The organism is Streptomyces sp. NPDC104381 (assembly GCF_055583745.1).
The window spans coordinates 84950-109002 of the sequence record NZ_JBVJNK010000009.1 but is presented as its reverse complement, the minus strand read 5'-3'; the positions used below and the strand labels follow the sequence as shown (position 1 = coordinate 109002).

Sequence of the window (24053 nt, the reverse complement as noted above, 5' to 3'; positions counted from 1 at the left end):
CAGCGGGTTCGTACGACTTATTCGGTTCCCCTGGCCGGCGGAGGGAGCGGGGGTCACACGACCGGGGGTGGTCCCTCGATCGGGCGACCCAGGACGCCGGGCCGGCGTTGCCACGGCAGCGGGCCCGTCGGCGGCCGGTAGCGGACACCCAGGGCGTCGAGCCGGGCGTAGTGGGTGTTCATCCGGCGTTCGAAGTCGGCGAAGTCCCGCTCGTCCGGGGCCGGGAGCGGTGACCAGGCGACCTCCGCGAAGGCGGCGAGCCTCGGGAACACCTGGTAGTCGACGCGGTCCCGGTTCTGCATGACCTCGGTCCAGACGTTGGCCTGGGCGCCCATGATGTGCCCGGCGGCCTCATCGGAGAGGCCCGGGGGCACCGGTTCGAAGCGGTAGACGTCCTCCAGGGTGCGGACGAAGCCAATGGGCATCGGCTCGTCGGGGCCGCCGTGCTGACGGTGGTCCAGGTACACCTGCTGCTCGGGGCACATCACGACGTCGTGCCCCGCCTCGGCGGCCGCGACCCCGCCCGCGTACCCCCGCCAGGACGTGACGGCCGCGCCCTCGGCGAGGCCGCCCTCCAGGATCTCGTCCCAGCCGATGAGGCGCCGTCCCCTGGCGGTGAGCCAGCGGTCGAAGTGGCGGATGAACCAGGACTGGAGTTCGTCCTCGTCGGCCAGGCCGGCGTCGGCCATGCGGGCCTGCGCCGCCGGTGACGCCTTCCACTGGTCCTTGGGGCATTCGTCGCCGCCGATGTGGATGAACGGCGAGGTCTCGGCGGGGAACAGGTCGAGCAGTTCTTCGAGGACGCCCTCGAAGAAGCGCAGGGTGTTGTCAGTGGGGGCGAGTACGTTCGGATTGACCCCCCAGGTGTCCCACACGGAAAGCGCGGAGGTATCGATGACGTCGGTGTTGCCCAGTTCCGGATACGCGCTGATGGCTGCCTGCGAGTGGCCCGGGATGTCGATCTCGGGGACCACCCGGATATGCCGCTCGGCGGCGTAGGCGACGATTTCGCGGATGTCGTCCTGTGTGTAGAAACCGCCGTGCGGGGTCTCGTCCCACAGTTCCGAGGCGCGGTGGCCGTATTTGGTGCGTGCGCGCCAGGCGCCCACTTCCGTGAGCCGGGGGTGGCGCTTGATCTCGACGCGCCAGCCCTGGTCGTCGGTGAGGTGGAAGTGGAAGACGTTCAGTTTGTGGGCGGCCAGCAGATCGAGCATGCGCAGGACGCCGTCCTTGGGCATGAAGTGCCGTGCCACGTCGAGCATCAGACCGCGCCAGCCGAAGCGGGGGGCGTCCTCGATCTCCGTGAGGGGGACGGCCCGCCGCACCCCTGGGGCGACGGGCGCCCGGCGGAACGCCTCGGGGCCGAGGAGCTGACGGAGGGTCTGGGCCCCCCAGAACACTCCGGCGGCGCTCCCCCCGGTGATCCGTACGCCGCTTCCGGACGTCACCGACAGCCGGTAGCCCTCCGGCTCCAGGGTGCCGTCGATCAGCAGCTCGACGGTGTTGCCGCCCTGGTCCGCAGGGGTTCCGGGGGCGAGCGGCAGCCCGAAGGCCGCGCCGAGCGTGGTGCGCAGCCAGCGTTCCGTGCCCCCGGTGCCGGGGCCCGCCGTGAGGGTCGTGGCCGCGTCGAGGAGGAATCCGGCGCGGGAGCCGTCGCCGCCGGTGCGTACCGGTGCCGGGATCAGGTGGTCCATACGTCGATCAGTCCTTCACCGCGCCGCCGAGTCCGGAGACCAGGCGCCGCTGTACGAGGACGAAGAAGACCAGGACGGGAATGGTCATCACGGTGGAGGCCGCCATGATCCCTCCCCAGTCGTTCTCGTCGGGTTTGAAGAAGACCAGCAGCGCCATGGGAAGCGTCGACTGGGAGGTGTCGCTGATGATGAACGATTTCGCGAACAGGAAGTCGTTCCAGGTCGAGATGAACGAGAAGACGCTGGTCGCCACGAGCCCCGGAAAGACGAGCGGGAAGAGGATCTGCCAGAGGAAGCGGGTGCGGCTCGCCCCGTCGATGTAGGCGGCCTCCTCCAGGGCGTCCGGGACGGCCTTGACGAAACCGCGCAGCATCCAGATGGCGAACGGCAGGGAGAAGGCGAGGTGCGGCAGGATCAGTGATCCCAGGGTGTTCAGCTGGCCGAAGTCCCGCATCAGGAAGAAGAGCGGGATGGTCAGCGCCTCGACCGGCACCATCTGCGCCACGAGGAACATGATGAGCAGGGTCGTGCGGAACTTGAAGCGGAATCGCGTCACGGCCGTGGCGGCGAGGAAGGCGATCAGCGCGGAGACGATGACGACCGTTCCGGCGACGATCAGGCTGTTGAGGAAGTAGCGGCCGAATTCCTGTTGTTCGAAAACCCGTCGGAATGAGTCGAGCGACGGGGCGAGGGTCCAGGGCCGGGCCTCGGTGGACTGGATCTCGCCCGCCGGCTTGAAGGCGGAGAGCACCATCCAGTAGAGCGGGAAGGCGACCACGACGGCGATGACGAGGGCGGCGGCCTCCGCCGCGAGCCTCCCGGGCCGGCGGACGCGCAGCAGTGTGCGTGCGCTCACAGTTCCTCCCCCTGGCGCCGCACCAGGCGCAGATAGACCAGCGTCACGGCCAGCAGGATCAGCAGCATCACGACGCCGATCGCCGATCCGAGGCTGTACTGCGAGGACGCGAACGCCTTCTGGTACGCGTAGACGTTGAGCACCAGGTTCTGTCCGGCGATGCCGCCGCCGTTGGTCATGACGTAGATCTGGGTGAAGACCTTGAAGTCCCAGATGACCGACTGGATGGTGACGACGATCAGGATCGGCCGGAGCATCGGTGCCATGACCGACCGCCAGATCCGCCACTGCGAGGCGCCGTCCAGCGAGGCGGCCTCCAGCACCTCGGCGGGGATCGCCCGGATGCCCGCGTACACGGTGACCATCACGAACGGGAAGGAGCACCAGAGGACTTCGAGGAGCACCAGCGCGAAGGCGCTCCAGCGCCCGTACGTCCAGGAGAAGTCGCCGAGCCCCAGCACCTTGTTGACCGGGCCGAAGTCCGGGTCGAAGAGGAACACCCAGACGGTCGAGCCGGTGATCGCCGGTGTGGCCCAGGCCCCGAGCGCGGCCATCATGAGCGCGAGCCGGGGCAGGGCGCGGACGCGGGTCAGCAGGACGGCCAGGGCGCAGCCGACGAACAGGGTGGCGAGCACACAGGCCGCGGCGAAGACCACGGTGGCGAGGAGCACCTGCCAGAACTGGCTGTCGCCGAAGAGCGTGGCGTAGTTGCCGAAGCCCTGGAAGGTGGTCGGTGCGCCGCCGCTGACCTGGGCCTGGGTGTACTCCAGGAAGGAGATCAGGCCCAGTTGGTAGATCGGGTAGACGAGCAGCCCGCCGAGCAGGACGAGCGCCGGCAGCAGATAGAGCCAGGGGGTCCAGCCGGGGCGCCGCGCGGGTGAGGCGGGGCGCCGCCGGGGCGGGCGGGCCGGAGCCCCGCTCGCCCCGGACACGGCGGGGACCTTGGGCGGTGCGGTGTTCGCGGTCATCGTCAGCCCGCTTCGGCGAACGCCGCGTCCATCTTCTTCGCCGCGTCGTCCGAGGCGGTGGCCACGTCCTTACGGCCGCTGACGATCTCCTGGAACATGTTCGGGAGCACCAGGGAGGCGTCGATCTGGCCCCAGGCCGGGGACGCCGGGACGAACTTGGCGCCCGCGCCGAGGGTGTCGACGAAGGGGCCGACGAAGGGCTCCTTCTCGCCGGCGGTGTCCAGCACGTCCGTGTACGTCGGCAGGAAGCCCATGGCGTCGAACATCTTCGCCTGCGTCTTCTTGCCGGTCAGGGACTTCATCAGGTCGACGGCGAGGGTGCGGTGCGAACTGCTCTTGAGTACGCCGATGTTGTTGCCGCCGGCGAACGCCGGGGCGATGGTGCCCTCCTTGACGCCGGGCAGCGGCACGACGGCGTACTTGCCCTTCACGGCGCCCGCCTCGACCGCGGCGTGGCTGAAGTCGCCGCCGATCGCCATGGCCGCCTTCCCGGACGCGAAGGCGGTGACCGTCGCGTTGCCGCCCATGGCCGCGCACTTGGCCGCGGGGCAGTTGTCGTCGCCGAAGAGCGAGGTGTAGGCCTCGATGCCCTTGCGGGCCTTCGCGCTGTTGATGGCCGACCGGTAGGTCACCCCGGTCTCGTCGGCCAGCTCGCCGCCCTGCGCCCAGATGAAGGGCATCGCGCCGTAGGTGTACGCGCCGCCGACCGCGAGGCCGTACAGCCCCGGCTTCTTCGCGTGGATCTTCTTGGCGGTGGAGATCAGCTCGTCCTGGGACTTCGGGGGTTCGACGCCGAGCTCCTCGAAGACATCGGTGCGGTAGTACAGCGCCCGTACGCCGACGAAGAACGGGGCCCCGTAGACCTGGCCGCCCACCGTCACGGACTGCTTGGCGGTCGGGTCGGTGTCCTTGGCCTCGTCCCAGGCCGCGAACTCCTTGCTGACGTCGGCGAGCCCGCCGTCCTTCACGTATCCGGCGGTGTCGGTGTTGCCGTACTCGATGAGGTCGGGGGCGCTCTTCGGGTCGTTGAAGGCGGCCTTGATGCGCTGGGCCCGGGTGTCGACGGGTATGTACTCGACCTCGACCTCGGCCCCCTCGTGGGCCTTCTCGAAGTCGGCGATCGCGGCGTCGACGACCTTCTCCTTGGGCTTGTTGCCGACCTCCTGGAAGAGCCAGACGCGGAGCGTCCCGGACTTCTTGTCGCCCTCGGCGCTCGTGTCGGAGGTCTGCGGCGCACAGGCGGTGGCGGTGAGGCCGGCCAGCACAAGTGCCGCGGCGGGAGCGGCGATTCGGGCAGAAAGCTTCATCCGGGACCCCTACCGGTCAATCGTTGCATTCCATGCAACGTGCGTTTCGTTCTGCACAACTTGCAGGAGACTAAGGGCGCCTCCCCACGCCGACAAGTGGTCTCAACCACTCTGTGACCCGGGCATGCGAACGGCCCCCGGGGCACGCGCCTGCGCGCGTGCCCCGGGGGCCGTGGTCAGAAGTAAGGGGTAACGGTCCGGAAAGGAGAAAAAGGATAAGAGGCCGGGCGGGCTACTTCTTGCCGCTGTTGTCCTTGCCGCCCTTGCCCTTGTCCTTGTCGCCGCCGGCGCCCATGGACTCGTAGATCTCCTTGCACATGGGACAGACCGGGTACTTCTTCGGGTCGCGGCCCGGAACCCAGACCTTCCCGCACAGTGCCACCACGGGAGTGCCCTCCAGGGCGCTCGCCATGATCTTGTCCTTCTGGACGTAATGGGCGTAGCGCTCGTGGTCACCGTCGCCGTTCGACACCTGCGGCGTCGGCTCTACGAGGGTCCCCGTACCTGCCCCGCGCTCGGGCTCAAGAGTGCTCATAACTGCCAAGCGTACTGAAAGCTCCGCGCATCAGTTCAGCGAAGGGTCGTCCGGATACGTCGCGATCATCGCGAGTTCGCTGCGCTGGCGCCGGAGAACCGCACGCCAGAGGTTCTCGGGGCGTGGCGACGAGACGTCGCCGGGCTCCGACTCGACGACGTACCAGGCGCCGTCGGCCAGCTCGGCCTCCAGCTGGCCCGGTCCCCAGCCCGCGTATCCGGCGAAGATCCGCAGCGAGCCGAGCGCCGCCGCGAGCAGCTCGGGCGGTGCGTCCAGGTCCACCAGGCAGATCGCCCCGTGCACCCGGCGCCAGCCGATGGGGGCCGGGGAAGGCCCCTCGCCCCCGGGGATCACCGCCACCCCCAGCGCGGAGTCGAGCGAGACCGGGCCGCCCTGGAAGACCACGTCCGGCTCGCCGGTCAGTCCGGCCCACGACGCGAGGATGTCTCCGACGCCGACCGGGGTCGGACGGTTCAGGACCACACCGAGCGAGCCCTCCTCGTCGTGGTCGAGGAGCAGCACCACCGCACGGTCGAAATTCGGGTCCGCAAGGGCGGGTGCGGCCACGAGCAGCCGTCCTGTGAGCGAGGACACCTCCGTCATGGCACAGATGATCCCGCATCCCGGCCCTCCGTGGGGGCCAAGTGGCCCGCCCGGCCCCGGCCGGCGCAGCCGCGCAGCTCAGGGCGTACGGACGTGGCACGGGCGCACAGGGAGCGCACGACGGGCGGGCCGCCGGACGGCCCGTGCGGACGGTGACCCTCCGCAAGGGGCGGGGAGCAGAACGTGTTGTGGCGGATTCATGACGTTCGTATACCCCCCGGCGCCTTACGGAAGGGGGGCGGGAGCCCATTACCCTTTTGATGGCCCCCTGCCCGACCACTCCGGAACGCGAGATACATGACCGGCACAGACGATGTCCTGCTTGTCCACGGCGGCACCCCGCTGGAGGGCGAGATCCGCGTCCGAGGCGCCAAGAACCTGGTGCCGAAGGCAATGGTCGCCGCGCTGCTCGGCAGCGGGCCCAGCCGGCTCCGCAACGTGCCCGACATCCGCGATGTGCGGGTGGTCCGGGGGCTGCTGCAGCTGCACGGCGTGACCGTACGCCCCGGTGACGAGCCGGGCGAACTGATCCTCGACCCGTCGCACGTCGAGAGCGCGAACGTCGCCGACATCGACGCCCACGCGGGCTCGTCGCGCATCCCGATCCTCTTCTGCGGCCCCCTGTTGCACCGTCTCGGGCACGCCTTCATCCCGGGCCTCGGCGGCTGCGACATCGGCGGCCGGCCGATCGACTTCCACTTCGAGGTGCTCCGCCAGTTCGGCGCGACCATCGAGAAGCGGGCCGACGGCCAGTACCTGGAGGCCCCGCAGCGGCTGCGGGGCACGAAGATCCGGCTGCCGTACCCGTCGGTGGGCTCCACCGAACAGGTGCTGCTGACCGCCGTCCTCGCCGAGGGCGTCACCGAGCTGTCCAACGCGGCCGTCGAGCCGGAGATCGAGGACCTCATCTGCGTACTGCAGAAGATGGGCGCGATCATCTCCATGGACACCGACCGGACCATCCGGATCACCGGTGTCGACAAGCTCGACGGTTACACCCACCGGGCGATCCCGGACCGCCTGGAGGCGGCCTCCTGGGCGTCCGCGGCGCTGGCGACCGAGGGCAACATCTACGTGCGCGGCGCCCAGCAGCGCTCGATGATGACCTTCCTCAACACCTTCCGCCGGGTCGGCGGCGCCTTCGAGATCGACGACGAGGGCATCCGCTTCTGGCACCCGGGCGGCGCGCTGAACGCCATCGCCCTGGAGACGGACGTGCACCCCGGTTTCCAGACCGACTGGCAGCAGCCGCTCGTGGTGGCGCTGACCCAGGCCGCCGGTCTGTCGATCGTCCACGAGACGGTCTACGAGTCCCGGCTCGGGTTCACCTCGGCGCTCAACCAGATGGGTGCGCACATCCAGCTCTACCGCGAGTGCCTCGGGGGCTCCGACTGCCGCTTCGGGCAGCGGAACTTCCTGCACTCGGCGGTCGTGTCCGGGCCCACGAAGCTCCAGGGCGCGGATCTGGTCATCCCCGACCTGCGCGGCGGGTTCTCGTACCTGATCGCCGCACTGGCGGCCCAGGGAACGTCCCGGGTGCACGGCATCGACCTGATCAACCGCGGCTACGAGAACTTCATGGACAAGCTGGAGAAGCTCGGCGCCAAGGTCGAGCTGCCGGGCGGTTCACTCGTCTGACGCTCCACCCGGCGCGCTCCGGCGCGCGCACAGTGCTGCCGCACACAGCATTGCGCACCCCGCACCACAGTCCGCCGCCCCGGCCCCCGTGAGGGACCGGGGCGGCGTTCCTGTGCGCGGACCCGGTCCCGGCACCCGTACAGGTGCCGCAGAACGCCCGTACAGAGCCGAACGGGGCGGTCCGCCGCCCGGGAGGCCGTCCGGGGGCGCCGAGGGGCCGCAGACCGCCTCCCAGCGCCCGCACGGGCGGTGTGCGCGCGGGTGAAGGCGTACACGAAGGCGTCCGGGCATGCCGAAGGGCGGCCGTCCCGGTCAGGACGGCCGCCCTTCTTGATGCCTTCGGGGCCTTACTTGCCCTTGGCGGCTTCCTTGAGCTTGGAGCCCGCGGAGACCTTCACGCTGTAGCCGGCCGGGATGTTGATCGGGTCGCCGGTCTGCGGGTTACGAGCGGTGCGAGCGGCACGGTGGGTGCGCTCGAAGGTCAGGAAGCCGGGGATGGTGACCTTCTCGTCGCCCTTGGCGACGATCTCGCCGACGGTCTCGGCGAGGGCGGCCAGAACGGCGTCGGCGTCCTTGCGGGTCACCTCGGCACGGTCGGCCAGGGCGGCCACCAGCTCACTGCGGTTCATGTTTGTACTCCCGTGTTCTTCTTGCCTGTGAGGCGTGAGATCGAAGCCGATGCTGCCAGGGCCCTCTGACAGTCCCCGGACCCGGGTCTGATGTCAGACCCTCGCGCCCGAATACGCATCCTGCCCCCACCTGCGGCGCTAACGCCAATCCGAACCCCTCGACGTCACACGAAATGCACCACCGAATGCCTGTGATGACGTTCCGTCGACTGGTCGGAGCGGTCCGCAGCGGATGCCGGGCCTGTGGGGCTCGCTGCCCGCCCACCCTAAAGGGGCGTTTGGGACGCCGCGACCCGCGACGCGCCGGACGGGCCGCCGGACGTGAGCTACGGCACCGTCCGCGGGAGCCTCGGCAGGCCCCCGTGGACGGCGTGCGACAGGGCCCCCCGGTCGTACGGTCGTGCGGTCCTATGCCGGGTCGGACGCCGCCTCGGCGACTCCGGCCGCCTTCGCGGCCTCCCGGACGGCCCCGGCGACGGCGCCCGCGACCTTGTCGTTGAAGACCGAGGGGATGATGTAGTTCGCGTTCACCTCGTCCTCCGCGACGACGTCGGCGAGGGCGCGCGCGGCGGCGAGCATCATCTCCGTGTTGACGGTGCGGGACTGGGCGTCCAGCAGACCGCGGAAGACGCCCGGGAAGACCAGCACGTTGTTGATCTGGTTCGGGAAGTCGGAGCGCCCGGTGGCGACGACCGCCGCCGTCTCGCGGGCGACCGCCGGGTCCACCTCGGGGTCCGGGTTCGCGAGCGCGAACACGATCGCGCCCTCCGCCATGGCCGCGACGTCGGCGCCGTCCAGGACGTTGGGGGCGGAGACGCCGATGAAGACGTCGGAGCCGGCGACGGCCTGCTTGAGGGTGCCGGTGACGCCCTCGGGGTTGGTGTTGTCGGCGATCCAGCGCAGCGGGGAGTCGGGGGTGGCGTCCACCAGGTCCTCGCGGCCCGCGTGCACCACACCGTGGATGTCGGCGACGACCGCGTGCTTGACGCCGGCCGCGATGAGCAGCTTGAGGATGGCCGTACCGGCGGCTCCCGCACCGGACATGACGACCCGTACGTCACCGATGGACTTGCCCACCACGCGGAGCGCGTTGGTCAGGGCGGCCAGGACGACGATGGCGGTGCCGTGCTGGTCGTCGTGGAAGACCGGGATGTCCAGGGCCTCACGCAGCCGTGCCTCGATCTCGAAGCAGCGGGGGGCGGAGATGTCCTCCAGGTTGATGCCCGCGAAGCCGGGGGCGATCGCCTTGACGATCTCGACGATCGCGTCGGTGTCCTGGGTGTCCAGGCAGATCGGCCAGGCGTCGATGCCCGCGAACCGCTTGAAGAGGGCCGCCTTGCCCTCCATGACCGGCAGCGCGGCCTTCGGGCCGATGTTGCCGAGCCCGAGCACCGCCGAGCCGTCCGTGACCACCGCGACGGAGTTCCGCTTGATGGTGAGGCGGCGGGCGTCCTCGGGGTTCTCGGCGATCGCCATGCAGACCCGCGCCACACCCGGGGTGTAGATCATCGAGAGGTCGTCACGGTTGCGGATGGGGTGCTTGGACGCCATCTCGATCTTGCCGCCGAGGTGCATCAGGAACGTACGGTCGGAGACCTTGCCGAGGATGACGCCCTCGACGCCGCGCAGACCTTCGACGATCTCGTCCGCGTGCGAGGTGGAGGAGGCCGCGATCGTGACGTCGATCCGCAGCTTCTCGTGGCCGGAGGCGGTCACGTCGAGGCCGGTGACCGAGCCCCCGGAGGACTCCACGGCCGTGGTGAGCTGGGAGACCGCTGTGCCGCTCGCGGGCACCTCCAGCCTGACCGTCATCGAGTACGAGACGCTGGGCGCCGTTGCCATGGCCGAGTCCTTCGCTTTCCTGAGCTTCGTTGCCGCACGCGGACGGGGTTCACCCCCGTACGTGCGTTCCGATCGTCGCACCTACCGGCCGGTAGCAGGTAATGACTGCCACCTTTCGGAAACTTTTTTCCACCATACGAGAAGTGACGGTTCTGCGGAACCCCCGTCTTCCCGGTGGTCCCGCTGGTCCCAGGGGCCCTGGAAGCCCGGGACGCCGGGCCCTGAGCCCCCCGGAACACGAACAGACCCGCGCCACCATCAGGTGACGCGGGTCTGTCTTCTCGCTGTCAGGTGACACCGGCCCGCCATGCTCGCCTCGCGGCAAGTGGTCGCTCGAAGCGACGAAGGTTGGGCCCGGGGGCTTGGATCGAGCCGGTGCCAACACCAGGCTAACAAAGACCCCGGAAAAGTGATTCCCGTGCGCCGGGTTGACTCCGAAAGGCCCTAGTCCCTCAGCAGGTCCGGGACACCGTCCTCGTCCGGCATGTCGCGGTCCCCCGAGACCACGGTGAGCTGTTGCGTCGCACGGGTGAGGGCCACGTACAGCACCCGCAGCCCCGCCGGGGACTCGTCGGCGATCTCCGCCGGGGAGACCACCACCGTGGCGTCGTACTCCAGGCCCTTCGCCTCCAGGCTGCCCAGCGCCACGACACGCTCGCCGAGCTCCTCCAGCCACGCACGGGCCTCGGCGCGGCGGTTCATCGCGACGACCACGCCCACGGTGCCGTCCACCTCCGCGAGGAGCCTGCGGGCCTCCTCCCGGACGGTCGAGGCGAGGTCCCCGTCCCGTACGGTCTCGAAGCGCGGCTCGACCCCCGTCGAGCGGACCGCCGTCGGCGACTCCATGCCGGGCATGGCCAGCGCCAGCACCTTGGCAGCGAGCTCGGCGATCTCCGCCGGGTTGCGGTAGTTCACCGTGAGGGTGAACCGGCGCCGCGGCCGGTTGCCGAGCGCCTCGTCACGGGCGGCGGCCGCCTCGTCCGGGTCCGACCAGGAGGACTGCGCCGCGTCACCGACGATCGTCCAGGTCGCGTGCCGGCCGCGGCGCCCGACCATCCGCCACTGCATCGGCGTCAGGTCCTGCGCCTCGTCGACGATGACGTGCGCGTACTCGGTACGCTCCGCCGCCAGCCGCTCGGCCCGCTCCCGCTGCGTCTCCTCGCGCTGGGGCATCAGCTCCTCCAGACCCGTGAGGTGGTCCAGCGGATCCGCCTCCCGCTGCTTCTTCGGGCGGGCCGGGGTGCCCAGCAGGGTCTGCAGCTCGTCCAGGAGCGCCACGTCGTGGACGGAGAGCGGACCCTTGCCGTCCTCGTCCAGCCGCTTCAGCGAACGCGCGAGCCGGCGCACCTCGCCCTGGTTCAGGATCCGGCGCGCCCATCTGCTCAGCCGCCGCTCGTCGGACATCGCGGCCAGCACCCCGCGCGGGGTCAGCTCCGGCCACCAGGCGTTCAGGAAGGTGAGGAACGGGGTCTCGGTGGACACGTCCTCGTCGAACGAGGACCGCAGCTCAGCGACCAGCTCGGGGTCGGTGTAGCGGCCCCGGCCCGAGGACTTGTTCCACAGGGCGTCCAGGAGCAGCTTGCGGGCGCGCGGACGCAGCAGGTTGACCGGTGCCGTGCCGCCGAGGACGTTGTGCCGGATCCGCCGGAGCTCGTCGGCCTCCAGCTCCACCCGTGCGCCGAAGGCCACCACCCGCAGCCGGGTGGGGGTGCCCGCCTCGGCCGGGGCCTCCCCGAACTCCAGCTGACCCTCCTGCGGGGCGGGCCGGGGCGCGGGCTGCTCCAGGGCTCCACGGGCCGCCTTGCGCAGCACGGGGAGCATCCGGGAGGAACCCTTGATCCGGGCGACGGCGGGCTCGTCGTACGTGGTCGCGCCCTCCGCCCCCGCGGCCTCGTCGGACAGTGAGCCGACCGCGCGGATCGCGACCTGGCCCTCCTCGCCGAGCGAGGGCAGGACGCCCTCGGTGTACGCGACGAGGAGCGGGGTCGGCGAGACGACGAGGATGCCGCCCGAGTACCGCCGCCGGTCCTGGTAGAGGAGGTACGCGGCCCGGTGCAGGGCCACCGCCGTCTTGCCGGTGCCGGGACCGCCGGAGACCTCGGTGACGGAGGCGGCGGGGGCACGGATCACCAGGTCCTGCTCGGCCTGGATCGACGAGACGATGTCCCGCATCGTGTGGCTGCGGGCCTGGCCCAGCGCGGCCATCAGGGCGCCGTCGCCGATCACGGGCAGCGCCTCGCCGCCCAGGAAGGCGGTCAGTTCGGGGCGCATCAGGTCGTCCTCCACCCCGAGGACCCTGCGGCCCTTGGAGCGGATGACCCGGCGGCGTACGACCCGGCCGGGATCCTTGGGTGTCGAACGGTAGAACGGCGCGGCGGCCGGCGCCCGCCAGTCGATGACCAGCGGCGCGTAGTCGGAGTCGAGTACTCCTATGCGGCCGATGTGGAGGGTCTCCGCGATCTCGGCCGTGTCGTCCTCCGCCACGGCGTCGTCGGCCGCCTCCACGGAGGTGAAGGCGCCGTCCGGACCGCGTTCGCCGTCCTTGCCGTGCAGCAGGTCGATCCGCCCGAAGAGGAAGTCCTCGAACTCGTTGTTCAGCCGGTTGAGATGGACACCGGCACGGAAGACCTGGGCGTCCCTCTCGGCGAGCGCCCCCGGGGTGCCTACCTGGCCCCGTTTGCCGGCGTCCCGCATGAGAAATTCCGCCTCGTCGATCTTCTCCTCGAGACGGCGGTAGACCCGGTCCAGATGTTCTTGCTCGACACCGATTTCCCGGTCCCGCAACGAATCGACAGCGGCATCCTGCGCGGCCACCGAGGCCCCCTTCTGACGTGCATCGGGCAGCCGTCAACCGTACGCGAAAAAGGGCCCCGAGCGCACCTGCCGCCCCGGTCGCGTTTACGCGTCGATCTCCACGAGCCGCTCCCCGTCGAAGGTGCGCACCTCGAAATGGTCGATGTCCCCGCGCGCCATCGCCGCGCCGCCGTGCACATACAGAGGGTGCTGTGCGCTCGCGTGGGAGGAATCCTCGATGCCGTATCCCCATTTCGGCACGGACCAGGAGGTGACGACCTCCTCGTCACCCGTCCTGGACACGGCGACCAGGCTGCATTTCTGCGGGCCCTTGACGTTCTTCAGTTCCAGGACCGTGTGCGTGCCCCAGGCCTTGGGCTCCATGCCGACCGTGGCGTCGACCCGGGTGACGGGATCGGTCGCACTCAGCTTCTCCGGCATGTGGTGGAAGAAGGCGTCCTCCGCGGGGCTCGTGGGATGCGGGTCGGCCGCCTCGACCTGCCGGCCCCGGTCCTCACCGGCCGTCGCGGTGACCGCGACCACCGGGCCGCCGATCACGAGGACGGCCGCCGCGGCGATCAGATACCGGGTGCGCCGGCGCCGCTGCGCGCGCTTGCGCGCGACCTCGTCGACCAGGCCGTCCAGCATCCGGGGCGCGGGAGGCTCCGGGACGTGCGGGACCGGGCGCGCGCCCGGCACGGCGGCCGGTGACTCCGCGAGCATCGCCAGCATGGGCTCCATCCCGGCGAACTCGTCGAGATGGGCCGCGCACAGCGCGCAGCCGGCCAGATGGGCCTCGAAGGCGCTCGCCTCGGCGTCGTCGAGGATGCCCAGCACATAGGCGCCGGCGGCGTCGTGCGCCTCGCCCCGCGCGGGGAACGCGAAGGGATCGCCCGGCGGGTCCGGCGGGCCAGGGGGACGCCGGGGACCGCCCGGACGGGGCCCGAAGGGCTGCCATTCCTGGTCGCTCATGCCGTGATCCCCCTCTCCTGGAGTGCCAGCTTCATGGAACGGAGTGCGTAGAACACCCGGGACCGCACGGTCCCGCTGGGGATGCCGAGCACCTCGGCGGCCTCGTTGACCGTACGGCCCCTGAAGTAGGTCTCGACCAATGCTTCCCGGTGGGCCGGGGTCAAATCGTCGAGGGCGTCGGAGAGCGTCATCAGCCACAGCGCCTTGTCGATCTCGTCCTCCGCGGGAATGACCTCCAGCGGCGACGGATCGACCTCACGCGGCCGGGCCTGCCGGCTGCGGTGGGCGTCGATGACGATGCGCCGGGCGACCGTCACCAGCCAGGGGCGGACGGAGCCGGTGGCCCGGTTGAGCGAACCGGCGTTCTTCCAGGCACGGATGAGCGTCTCCTGCACCACGTCCTCGGCCCGCTGGCGGTCACCCGCGACGAGACGGAGCACGTAGGCGAGCAGCGGCCCGGCGTGTTCGCGGTAGAGCGCCCGCATCAGCTCCTCGTCGGGGACGTCGGAGGCAGGACGGGGCGGTGCACCACGATGTCGAGCCCTGTGCGGACGGTCATCGGCCACGGCCGCATCCTTGCGCACCCGAACCTCCCGGTCGAGACCCTGTGGAGCTCTGTGGCCATCGGTACGGAAGGGGGCGCGAGTTCATTCAACGGATGGGCAACTTTCTTTCGTGGCAGCCGATTCGGGACCGTTCATGACGTCCACGGCGTCACGTCACCGCCCTGACGCGCCGCCGGTGGCGGGCCACCCGCTCCCGGTTGCCGCAGACCTCGCTGGAGCACCAGCGGCGCCGCCGCCCCCGCGAGGTGTCCAGGTAGAGCCGCCGGCAGGCGTCGCCCTCGCACCGGCGCAGCCCCGCCCGCGCGACCGGATCGGTCAGCAGGTCCACGGCGTCCCGGGCCACCGCGGCGAGCAGTTCCCCGCACCCCGGGTCGGTGATCGGCGCCCGTACGAGGGCCCCGCCCTGGTCCCGTACGGCGCGCAGCCCCGGCGGGGCGCCCGCCGCCAGCGTGTTGACGCGTTCCAGCGCGCGGTCGGCGCTCCCGCCGGTCAGCTGGGCCGACATCAGCCGGTCGATTCCCGTACGCAACTGCCGGAAGCGCGCCACCCAGGTCTCGTCGACGGCCGCCAGCGGGGTCCCGTACGGGACGAGCCCGGAGGCCACCAGCCACTCGGCGAGGCGCGCGGGGCGGTCCAGCCGCTCGTACGCCCCGGAGGCCGGCCCGGTCGCCACCAGGTCCAGGCAGACACGCCCCGGGTCGAACCGCCGGTCGTACACGCCCGTGCCCGTACCCGCCGCCATGAGCCAGCCACCGCCTCGGGGGTCCCTGGTGAGTCACCCCCAGAGTGCCCGCATCCGGCCGGGCCCGGAACCCCTCCTGCCGCGCTGTCGGGGCGGCCCTCAGCGCTGCGGCGGGCCGTCGTGGAGGATGCGCTGGAACATCCGGTGGTCCTGCCAGGCGCCGTTGATGTGGAGATAGCGCGGGGCCGTGCCGTACAGCTCGAATCCGCACTTCGCCAGGACCCGCTGCGAGGCCGCGTTGTCCAGGACCGTCCCGGCCTCGATCCGGTGCAGGCCGAGCCCGTCGCGCGCCAGTTCGCAGACCCGGGTGACGGCGGCCGTGGCCAGGCCCCGGCCGGCCAGGTCGACGTCGATCCAGTAGCCGAGCCGGGCGTTGCGGAACGGGCCGCGTTCGATGGAGGCCAGCGTCATCGCCCCCACGACGCGGTCCTCGTCGTCGGCCAGCGCCCAGGGCATCGCGCGCCCCGCGTCGCGGTCCGCCAGCAGCGCGGTCAGCCGCTGGTGCTGGCCCGCCGTGGTGTAGAAGGCCTCGGGGCGCACGGGGTCCCAGCGCCGCATGTACGCGCGGCTGCGGGTCAGGGTCTCGGCGAACGACCCGGCGTCGTCGAGGGTCACGGGCCTCAGCCGGACACCGTCGGTCAGGGGGTGGATGTCGTTGATCATCCCCGCACCGTAGCGGTCGGTCAGGAACCGTCGTACTTGGTGTCCGCCGAGGGGTCCAGTGCCAGCCGGTAGCCGCGCTTGACGACGGTCTGGATCAGCCGCGGCGCCCCCAGCGCCGTACGCAGCCGTGCCATCGCCGTCTCCACCGCGTGCTCGTCGCTGCCGCTGCCCGGCAGGGCGCGCAGCAGGTCGGCGCGGGCCACCACCCAGCCCGGTCGGCGGGCCAGCGCGTGCAGCAGCGCCATGCCCGCCGGGGGCACCGGGCGCAGGGCGCCGTCGACCAGCACGGCGTGGCCACGGATCTCGACCCGGTGGCCGGCGACGGGGAGCGTACGGGCCCGGGCGGGGAGCTGGGCGCAGAGGACCTGGACGAGCGGGCCCAGCCGGAAGCGCTCCGGCTGGACGGTGTCGATGCCCTTGGCCTGGAGGGGGAGGGCGGTGACCGGTCCCACGCAGGCGCTGACGACGTCGTGGCTCAGGGCGTCCAGCACCTCCGGGAGCATGCCGCGGGCCTCCGCCCGGTTCAGGTAGGACGCGGCGGCGGGCGCGCTGGTGAAGGTGAGGGCGTCCAGACCGCGGGCGACGGTGACGTCGAGCATGCGGTCGAGCGGGGCGATGTCCTCCGGGGGCATCCACCGGTAGACGGGTACGCCGACGACCTCGGCGCCGGCCGCGCGGAGCGACTCGACGAACCCGGGCAGGGGTTCGCCGTGCAGCTGGAGCGCGATCCGGCGGCCGGAGACGCCCTCGCCCAGCAGCCGGTCGAGGACCTCGGCCATCGACTCCGACTGCGGCGACCACGCCTCGGTGAGCCCGGCCGCCCGGATGGCGCCCTTGACCTTGGGGCCACGGGCGAGGAGCTCGACCCCGTGGAGCAGTCGCAGGAGCTGGTCGCCGATGCCCCAGCCGTCGGCGGCCTCCACCCAGCCCCGGAAACCGATGGCGGTCGTCGCGATCACGACGTCCGGCGTGTGGCCGATCAGTTCCTTGGTGGCGGCGAGGAGTTCGCTGTCGTCCGCGAGCGGAACGATCCGCAGTGCGGGCGCGTGCAGGACCGCGGCGCCCCTGCGCGTGAGGAGCGTCCCGAGCTCCTCCGCGCGACGGGCGGCGGTCACCCCGACCGTGAAGCCCGCCAGGGGCCCGTGCTGTGCGTCGTCGTCGTGCATGGCGTGATACCCGGCTCTCGTCCCGCTGTTGCTCGATGATGCGGAGCACCGAGACTGTCAATCCCGCGTGACAGTCTCGGTTCTCCTGTATTTCCCGCCCGTTACGTCGTACGACGTGCTCCGGCCATCCTCACACCTCGGCATAGCTGAGCTGGGGCTTCGCGGCCACCGTCTCGGTACGCCGAAGGTATACCGCCCACGTGAGGGTGAAGCAGACGGCGTAGAAGCCGAGGAAGCACCAGAAGGCGGCCGTTCCGGCGCCCGAGGTCGCGAAGGACTGGCGGAACGCGAGGTTGATCGCGAGACCGCCCAGGGCCCCGACCGCCCCGATGAGCCCCATGGCCGCCCCGGAGAGCCGGCGCCCGTACGCCGTCGCCTCCTCGGCGCCCAGCCCCCTGGCGACGCCCTGCGCGTGGAAGATGCCCGGGATCATCTTGAACGTGGACCCGTTGCCCAGTCCCGTCAGCACGAACAGCGCGATGAAGCCGACGAGGAACACGGCCAGCGACTCGATGCCCGAGGCGTACACCACGACTCCGGTCGCGGCGGCCATGGCCGCGAAGGTCCACAGGGTGATCCGGGCGCCGCCGTACCGGTCGGCGAGCCGGCCGCCCACGGGCCGGATCACGGAACCGAGCAGGGGGCCGATGAAGGTGAGCGAGGCGGCCTGGAGCGGGGTCCGGCCGAACTGGGTCTGGAGGACCAGCCCGAAGGCGAAGCTGTAGCCGATGAACGAGCCGAAGGTACCGATGTAGAGCACCGACATGATCCAGGTGTGCGGCTCGCGCACGGCCTGGAGCGCCGCCCCGGTGTCGTTCCGGACGGGCCGGAGGTTGTCCATCCCGAGCGCGGCACCGAGCGCGGCGACGACGATCAGCGGTACGTACACGCCGAGCACGATCCTGGGGTGCGCGGCGCCCGCCGTGCCGATCACCAGCAGACCGACCAGCTGGACCACGGGGACGCCGATGTTGCCGCCGCCCGCGTTGAGCCCGAGCGCCCAGCCCTTCTCGCGCAGCGGGAAGAAGGCGTTGATGTTCGTCATGGACGAGGCGAAGTTGCCGCCCCCGATGCCGGTGAGCGCGGCGACGACGAGGAACGTGGTGTACGAGGTGCCGGGCTCCATCACCCAGAAGGCGGCGAGGGTCGGCAGCAGCAGCGACAGGGCGCTGACGACGGTCCAGTTGCGCCCGCCGAAGAGCGCGACCGCGAAGGTGTACGGCACCCGGACGAAGGCGCCGACCAGGGTGGCGGTGGAGATCAGGAAGAACTTCCCGGCCGGGTCGATGCCGTACTCCGGTCCCATGAACAGGACCATGACGGACCACAGGGACCAGACCGAGAACCCGATGTGCTCGGAGAGCACGGAGAACCACAGGTTCCGCCGGGCCACCCGCTCGCCCGTCCGCCGCCAGAAGGTCTCGTCCTCCGGCTCCCACTGCTCGATCCAACGACCGGCCATCACGCGCCTCCACAGGGGTCGGGGTGTTGTGCCTCCGACGCTAGGGAGCCCGCGTTTCGGCGCGGTGCCGTGAGGTGACCGGTGCGCAACCTTGCTCTCACTCGGCGGAGGGGGGTGCGGTGAGCCGCACCCCCCGCCCCCGTCAGGCCTTGCGCGCCCGGACCACGCCGTTGGGCCACAGGCGTGGCCGGCGCTTGGCGGCGACGTCCTCGACCCAGCCGAACGCCAGGATCGCGAGCCCTATCAGCGGCCATATGGCGATCAGGACGAGCACCTCGTACGACTGCTCTATGTACGTACCGAACGTGTCGCCGAACCACGGGACGGACCAGAGCTCGTCCACGAGGTGGGCGGCCGCCATCAGCAGCAGGTTGTGCCACAGGTAGATCGTCACGGCCCTGTTGTTGGCCAGCGTGACCAGGCTGTCCCACCCGGCGAACCTGCCGGGGAGCTTCTGCCAGGACGGGGCGTAGACCAGGAGGATCGCGCAGAAGCCGAGGGACCAGGTGGCCTGGGCGAGCGGGATCTCGTCGAGGTTCCAGCCCTCCTCGGTGAGGTGCCCTGAGGCCCACCACAGGCCGAAGCCCATGACGATCGCGGCGGACGACACCGCGATGTAGCGCGGGATCTCCTTCAGCAGCCCGTCGTTGTGGGCGAAGCCCAGGATCCAGCAGGACCCGAACACGGCGAAGTCGGTGAGCCCCTCGCCGAAGGTGCCGGGCACCGTCACGAGGCCGGTGCCGATCACGGCGGTGAGGGCGACCGGGGCGAGCAGCGTCACCCACGGCAGCCTGCGGAACGCCTTGAGCAGCAGCGGCGAGGCGAGCACGAACCAGAGGTAGGCCCGGATGTACCAGAGCGGTCCGGCCGCCTGGTCCGCCCAGGTCAGCTCCAGCCAGCCGCCGGCCGAACCGCTCTCGTCGGGGTACGGGGGCGAGCCGAGCGGCAGGACGTAGCTGCCGAGCTTGATGAACCACCACAGCCCCTCCTCCCGGACGGGCTTCCAGCTCAGCGCGAACATGATCGGCACGACGACGAGCGAGAACGCCCACATCGGGGGGAGCAGCCGGCGCAGCCGGCCCCGGATGACGCTCACGGCCGGCCGGGACAGCGAGCGGGCCATCAGCGAACCGGCCAGGGCGAACATCACGCCCATGGACGGGAAGAGGATGGTCAGCCAGGCCCAGCCGAAGAGGTGGAAGACGACGACGCGGACCAGGGCCACGGCCCTGAGCAGGTCGAGGTAGCGGTCCCGGCCGGGCTTGGCACGGGGCGCGGGCGCGTCCGGGGCGGCGAGGACGGGTCCGGCGACACGCTCCGGATACGCCGCCGGGGCGGGCTCCGGGTACGCAGCGGGGGCGGACTCCGGGTACGCCGCGGAGGCGACGGGCAGCGGGGCGGTGTGCGCGGCACCGGCGGGTGCGGGTGCCGGGTGGCCGCCGCCCGGCTGCGAAGGCGGCCAGGCGGCGTCGGAGGACGGCCAGGCGCCCTCGCCGTATCCGCCGTCGTATGCGCCGCCGTGTCCGTCGCGGTATCCGGCGCCGTCCTGAAGAGGCCGGTCGGGATAGGTCATGCCACCGGCCTCCGGTCCGTGTCCTTACGGCGGTTCTGTGTGCCGCCGGGTGCCTCCACCACGCCCGTACGCCGCAGCTTCTGCCAGCGCAGCCGGCCACCGGTGAGAGCGGTGATCCACGACTGGAGCAGCACGACGTACATCAGCTGCCGGTAGAGGATCTGCTGGAGCGGCAGCGAGATCAGGTGGGTCATGCGCTCCCGGTCGAGCCGGAAGGCGTACGCGGCGCAGACCGCCTGCACCAGCAGGACGCCGAACCAGGCCGCGACCGTCTTCCCCGTCGGGCCGAAGACCAGTCCGTACAGCAGGAAGACGTCGATGAGGGGCGCCAGCAGCGGGGCGACGACCATGAACAGCGAGACGAACGGCAGACCCACGCGTCCGAAGCGGCCCGAGGGCCCCCGCTCGATGACGGCGCGGCGGTGCTTCCAGATGGCCTGCATCGTGCCGTACGACCACCGGTAGCGCTGCGACCACAGCTGCTGCACGGACTCGGGCGCCTCGGTCCAGGCGCGGGCGTTCTCCGCGTAGACGACGCGCCAGCCGTCGCGGTGCAGCGCCATGGTGACATCGGTGTCCTCGGCGAGGGTGTCCTCGCTCATGCCGCCGATCCGGTCCAGCGCGTCCCGGCGGAAGGCGCCGACCGCACCGGGGATGGTGGGCATGCAGCCCAGCAGGTCGTACATCCTGCGGTCGAGGTTGAAGCCCATCACGTACTCGATGTGCTGCCAGGCGCCGATCAGCGAGTCGCGGTTGCCGACCTTGGCGTTGCCCGCGACCGCTCCGACCTTGGGGTCGGCGAACGGCTGGACGAGCTCACGCACGGTGGACGGCTCGAAGACGGTGTCGCCGTCCATCATCACGACGATGTCGTAACGGGCGTGCGCGATGCCGTTGTTGAGGGCCGCGGGCTTGCCGGCGTTGCGCTGCCGCACGACCCGGACGTTCGGGATCCACATCGCCTCGACGAGGTCGGCCGTGCCGTCCGTCGAGCCGTCGTCGATGACGATGACCTCGATCGGATAGTCGCTGGCGACCAGCGACCGCACGGTGGCCTCGATGCACTCGCGCTCGTTGTACGCGGGCACGAGGACCGACACGGGCCGGGTGAACGGCTCGCCCCAGCGGAAGTTCCTGCGGCGCACCTTCCTGGCGTGCAGGAAGGAGAGCAGCAGCATCAGGCCGAAGCGGACCATCACCAGGACGCCGATGGCCGCGAGCCCCACCACCAGGACGCTGGTGACGTTCTCGGAGATCTTGACCGCCCCGATGAACGCCTTGCCCTTCCAGAGCGCGAGCCCGGTGACCGGGGTGTGCGCGCTGGGGGCGCCGAGCGCCGATGTGAGGTTGGTGAACTCGTAGCCGCGCTCCTGCATCTCCGGCAGGAACCGGCCGAGGGCGGCCACGGTCTGGGACCGGTCGCCGCCGGAGTCGTGCATGAGGATGATCGCGCCGTCGCCGTGCTTCGGGGTGGCGCGCTTGATGATCGCGTGGACGCCGGGGCGCTTCCAGTCCTCGCTGTCGGTGTTGTTCACGACGGTGAGGTAGCCACGGCTGCCGATGTACTGCGTGACCGGCCAGGACTTGTTGTCCATGGCGTCGGAGAACGAGGAGTACGGGGGCCGGAACAGCGAGGTGCGGATGCCGGCGGCGCCCGCCAGCACCAGCTGGTTCTGGGAGAGTTCCCAGTCGATGCGGCTGGTGGACTGGAAGGAGAGGTCGGGGTGGTTGAAGGTGTGCAGCCCCACCTCGTGCCCTTCGTCGACCATCCGCTTCACGAGGTCCGGGTAGCGCGATGCCATGGTGCCGGTGACGAAGAAGACGCCGTGGGCGTCGTGCTTCTTGAGCTCGTCCAGGACCCGCGGGGTCCAGACCGGGTCGGGGCCGTCGTCGAAGGTGATGACGATCTTGTGATCGGGTATCCGGAGCGTCGTGGCCTCCTCGCCCTTCGCCCGGGCGTCGATGACGGGGCCGCCTTCGAGCACCTTGTCCGGCACCTGGGTGGTGGGAGCGGGCGGCTGGACGCGGTGGTCGGCGAGGATCTCGCTGTGCACGTATCCGCGCAGCATGAGCATGGCGAGCAGGGCCACAAGAAGGAGTGACGGAAGCAGGTAGCGCATGGGAAGTCTGCGCCGGACGGTCCGCTTCTTCTTCCTGTTGTGTCTGCCCCGCGAAACGGGGGTTGTCATTTACTGAACGCCTTCTGGTTGCACCGGTGATTCCGAGGGGTCCGGGGAGGCCGGAGGACTCTCCTCGACGGGCGGGTCGGCGGTGACCGACGGCGACGGATCACCGGTCGGCTGTTCGGAGACCTGGCCGCCCGGGACGACGGGGTTGGAGGACGTGCCGGTCCGGGGAGGCTTGCCGGAGGTGGAGGCGGAGGCGCTCGCGCCGGCCCCGGCCGCACCGCCGGACGCGGAGGTGGCGCCGCCCGAGGGGGTCGCCCCGGCGGCGTCGGAGGCCGAGGCGGAGGCGGTGGGCGTGGCACCGGGGCTCTCGGACACGGCGGCGTCGCTCGGCGCGGGCCGGACCTCGACCTCTTCCGCGTGCTTCTCCTCCTGCCCGGAGAGGGGCAGCCAGGGGGCGCTGGAGTTCCCGCCGAGCACGGCGACCACGAGCGTCACGGCGTAGACGGCGCAGATCGCGGCGAGCACCCACCCCACACGCCGGTACGTCTTGCTGCGGCGGCCGCTCTCGTCGACGAACACCGGGCCGTCGGACGGGTCCGGAGGGCTGGGTTCAACGGGTAGCTCGGAGAGCTGACGACCGAGTCCGTCCAGTTGGACGGTGACGTCGTTCGGCTCATGCGTGTGCCCGGTTCGGGTACCTTCGCGCCAATTTTCCACAGGTGTTCGCACTTCCCCCACTCAATGAACCAGGTGCGCGGGAAATGACTGGAATCGTGCCATCGGACCGGGCCCCCACCCGTCCGTTCGCACTCGTCACCGAGCACCCGAAGCCACGAATGTAGCGCACGCCGGCGACCGGGAGAGGGCTGTATCACCTGTTGTTCATGAACAGTGACCCATGAGTGACAGATCGGCTTCCGGTAGCCATGAGGTCGGTGGCCGCACCATCCATCCTTCCTTACCGGCGAGTTCGGTGGCCGCGGCACGTAGAGCGGCCAGTCCGGGGTGGTGGAGACCCTTGCGCCACACCATCAGCAGCGGGGACAGGGGCACCGGGCGCACGAGGGGGCGCAGCACCGTCCCCGGCAGGGGCGGAAAGCCGGCGACGGCCAGCACCGGGTTCCCGGTCTTCGCCATGACCCGTTGGAATTCGGCCACTCCGACGGCGAGCGGGGCGGGCGGAGCCAGCACGATGCCCCACTCCGCGAAGAGCGCGGCCGCCAGGTCGGTCCACTCCAGCGTGCGCGCATTGCCCGCCCCGGCGTAGACGGTTTCGCCGGTCAGATCGCTCAGGGCGACCGTCTCGCGCCCGGCCAGGGGATGACCGGCCGGCAGGAGAACGGCCATCGGCTCGTACCGCACCGGCTGTACGGAGAGCTGGGCGAGCACGGCGGGATCGAGGCCGGCCGCCCGGCCGAAGGAGACGTCGAGCCGCCCGGCGAGCACCTCGCCCGCCGCCCAGGTCAGCCCGCTCTCGAAGCGCGCCATCAGCTCGCACTCGGGGGCCAGTTCGCGGGCCCGGGCCAGCACCCGGGCCGCCGTCATCCCGTCGGTGTTGAGATCGACGAGCAGCGGGCGGTCCGCCGGGTCCGCGAAGGCCGCCCGGAGCGCGGCGTGCGCGTCGAGCACCCGGCGGGCGTGCGGGAGGAGCCGTTCGCCGTCGGGGGTGAGCGTCACCTGCCGGGTGGTCCGGACGAACAGCGCCCGGCCCAGCTCGCGCTCCAGCCGGCGGATGTCCCGGCTCAGCGCCTGCTGGGCGACGTACAGCCGGGCGGCGGCCCGGGTGAAGTGCAGGTCCTCGGCCACCGCGACGAAGGCGCGGAGGAGCCGGGGGTCGGTGTCGGGTGCGGGCACGGGCCCAATTTACAACAGAGGTGCGTCAATGGGTCCGGATCAGGTGTTGGACGCCACAGGC

Annotated in this window: 20 protein-coding genes; 1 reads left to right on the top strand and 19 read right to left on the bottom strand. The window is 71.1% G+C overall.

The genetic code is table 11. The annotated features are described in order from the left end of the window. Positions 1 to 53 precede the first annotated feature (53 nt). The 6 genes from ACZ607_RS29465 to ACZ607_RS29440 form a co-directional block, all read right to left on the bottom strand. Positions 54 to 1694 (bottom strand): beta-N-acetylhexosaminidase, encoded by a 1641-nt coding sequence (locus tag ACZ607_RS29465; protein ID WP_469739593.1) that lies wholly within the window; start codon positions 1692 to 1694, stop codon positions 54 to 56. A 7-nt stretch (positions 1695 to 1701) separates the two neighbouring features. Then, positions 1702 to 2550 carry a carbohydrate ABC transporter permease gene (locus tag ACZ607_RS29460; RefSeq protein WP_469739590.1) on the bottom strand — a complete coding sequence of 283 codons (849 nt, stop codon included), beginning with the start codon at positions 2548 to 2550 and terminating at the stop codon, positions 1702 to 1704. Continuing rightward, positions 2547 to 3518 carry a carbohydrate ABC transporter permease gene (locus ACZ607_RS29455; protein WP_469739588.1) on the bottom strand — a complete coding sequence of 324 codons (972 nt, stop codon included), beginning with the start codon at positions 3516 to 3518 and terminating at the stop codon, positions 2547 to 2549. Before ACZ607_RS29455 ends, ACZ607_RS29460 begins: the two co-directional genes overlap by 4 nt. 2 nt (positions 3519 to 3520) lie before the next feature. After that, positions 3521 to 4825, bottom strand: a complete 1305-nt coding sequence (locus ACZ607_RS29450; protein ID WP_469739586.1) for an extracellular solute-binding protein — start codon at positions 4823 to 4825, stop codon at positions 3521 to 3523. 232 nt (positions 4826 to 5057) lie between these two features. Continuing rightward, entirely contained in the window at positions 5058 to 5360 is a 303-nt protein-coding gene (locus ACZ607_RS29445) for a DUF3039 domain-containing protein (protein ID WP_042837321.1), read from the bottom strand. Positions 5361 to 5390: 30 nt separating this feature from the next. Further along, positions 5391 to 5963: a YqgE/AlgH family protein gene (locus tag ACZ607_RS29440; RefSeq protein WP_469739583.1), complete on the bottom strand. Its 573-nt coding sequence runs from the start codon at positions 5961 to 5963 to the stop codon at positions 5391 to 5393. A gap of 297 nt (positions 5964 to 6260) precedes the next feature. On the opposite strand from ACZ607_RS29440, the gene murA reads away from it, so the two are divergent. Then, entirely contained in the window at positions 6261 to 7601 is a 1341-nt protein-coding gene (gene murA / locus ACZ607_RS29435) for a UDP-N-acetylglucosamine 1-carboxyvinyltransferase (protein WP_015608864.1), read from the top strand. Between the two features lie 347 nt (positions 7602 to 7948). Here the strand turns inward: murA and ACZ607_RS29430 are convergent, their stop codons facing one another. The 13 genes from ACZ607_RS29430 to ACZ607_RS29370 form a co-directional block, all read right to left on the bottom strand. Then, entirely contained in the window at positions 7949 to 8230 is a 282-nt protein-coding gene (locus ACZ607_RS29430) for an HU family DNA-binding protein (protein ID WP_003968811.1), read from the bottom strand. A gap of 408 nt (positions 8231 to 8638) precedes the next feature. Then, positions 8639 to 10072: an NAD-dependent malic enzyme gene (locus tag ACZ607_RS29425; protein WP_469739580.1), complete on the bottom strand. Its 1434-nt coding sequence runs from the start codon at positions 10070 to 10072 to the stop codon at positions 8639 to 8641. A 444-nt stretch (positions 10073 to 10516) separates the two neighbouring features. Then, the gene (locus ACZ607_RS29420) at positions 10517 to 12886 is read right to left on the bottom strand and encodes a HelD family protein (protein WP_469739578.1); all 2370 of its coding nucleotides are present in this window, start codon (positions 12884 to 12886) and stop codon (positions 10517 to 10519) included. 84 nt (positions 12887 to 12970) lie between these two features. Continuing rightward, positions 12971 to 13837, bottom strand: a complete 867-nt coding sequence (locus tag ACZ607_RS29415; RefSeq protein ID WP_469739575.1) for an anti-sigma factor family protein — start codon at positions 13835 to 13837, stop codon at positions 12971 to 12973. Then, entirely contained in the window at positions 13834 to 14421 is a 588-nt protein-coding gene (locus ACZ607_RS29410; RefSeq protein ID WP_469739573.1) for a sigma-70 family RNA polymerase sigma factor, read from the bottom strand. The genes ACZ607_RS29415 and ACZ607_RS29410 overlap by 4 nt, the downstream gene beginning before the upstream one ends. A gap of 130 nt (positions 14422 to 14551) precedes the next feature. Continuing rightward, positions 14552 to 15145 (bottom strand): CGNR zinc finger domain-containing protein, encoded by a 594-nt coding sequence (locus ACZ607_RS29405; protein ID WP_469739570.1) that lies wholly within the window; start codon positions 15143 to 15145, stop codon positions 14552 to 14554. A gap of 99 nt (positions 15146 to 15244) precedes the next feature. Continuing rightward, entirely contained in the window at positions 15245 to 15808 is a 564-nt protein-coding gene (locus ACZ607_RS29400; protein ID WP_469739568.1) for a GNAT family N-acetyltransferase, read from the bottom strand. 20 nt (positions 15809 to 15828) lie between these two features. Then, positions 15829 to 16974, bottom strand: coding sequence for a uroporphyrinogen-III synthase (locus tag ACZ607_RS29395; protein WP_469739566.1), 1146 nt, complete (start codon positions 16972 to 16974; stop codon positions 15829 to 15831). A 130-nt stretch (positions 16975 to 17104) separates the two neighbouring features. Then, a complete protein-coding gene (locus tag ACZ607_RS29390) occupies positions 17105 to 18436 on the bottom strand; it encodes a nitrate/nitrite transporter (RefSeq protein ID WP_469739564.1) in 1332 nt (443 codons plus the stop codon). 142 nt (positions 18437 to 18578) lie between these two features. Continuing rightward, positions 18579 to 20009: an acyltransferase family protein gene (locus tag ACZ607_RS29385; protein WP_469739562.1), complete on the bottom strand. Its 1431-nt coding sequence runs from the start codon at positions 20007 to 20009 to the stop codon at positions 18579 to 18581. After that, complete coding sequence (locus tag ACZ607_RS29380) at positions 20006 to 22198, bottom strand: glycosyltransferase (protein ID WP_469739559.1); 2193 nt, start codon at positions 22196 to 22198, stop codon at positions 20006 to 20008. The genes ACZ607_RS29385 and ACZ607_RS29380 overlap by 4 nt, the downstream gene beginning before the upstream one ends. Continuing rightward, positions 22199 to 22717, bottom strand: a complete 519-nt coding sequence (locus ACZ607_RS29375) for a hypothetical protein (RefSeq protein WP_469739557.1) — start codon at positions 22715 to 22717, stop codon at positions 22199 to 22201. It abuts the gene before it with no gap. 303 nt (positions 22718 to 23020) lie between these two features. After that, a complete protein-coding gene (locus ACZ607_RS29370) occupies positions 23021 to 23992 on the bottom strand; it encodes a LysR family transcriptional regulator (RefSeq protein ID WP_469739554.1) in 972 nt (323 codons plus the stop codon). Positions 23993 to 24053: the final 61 nt, after the last annotated feature.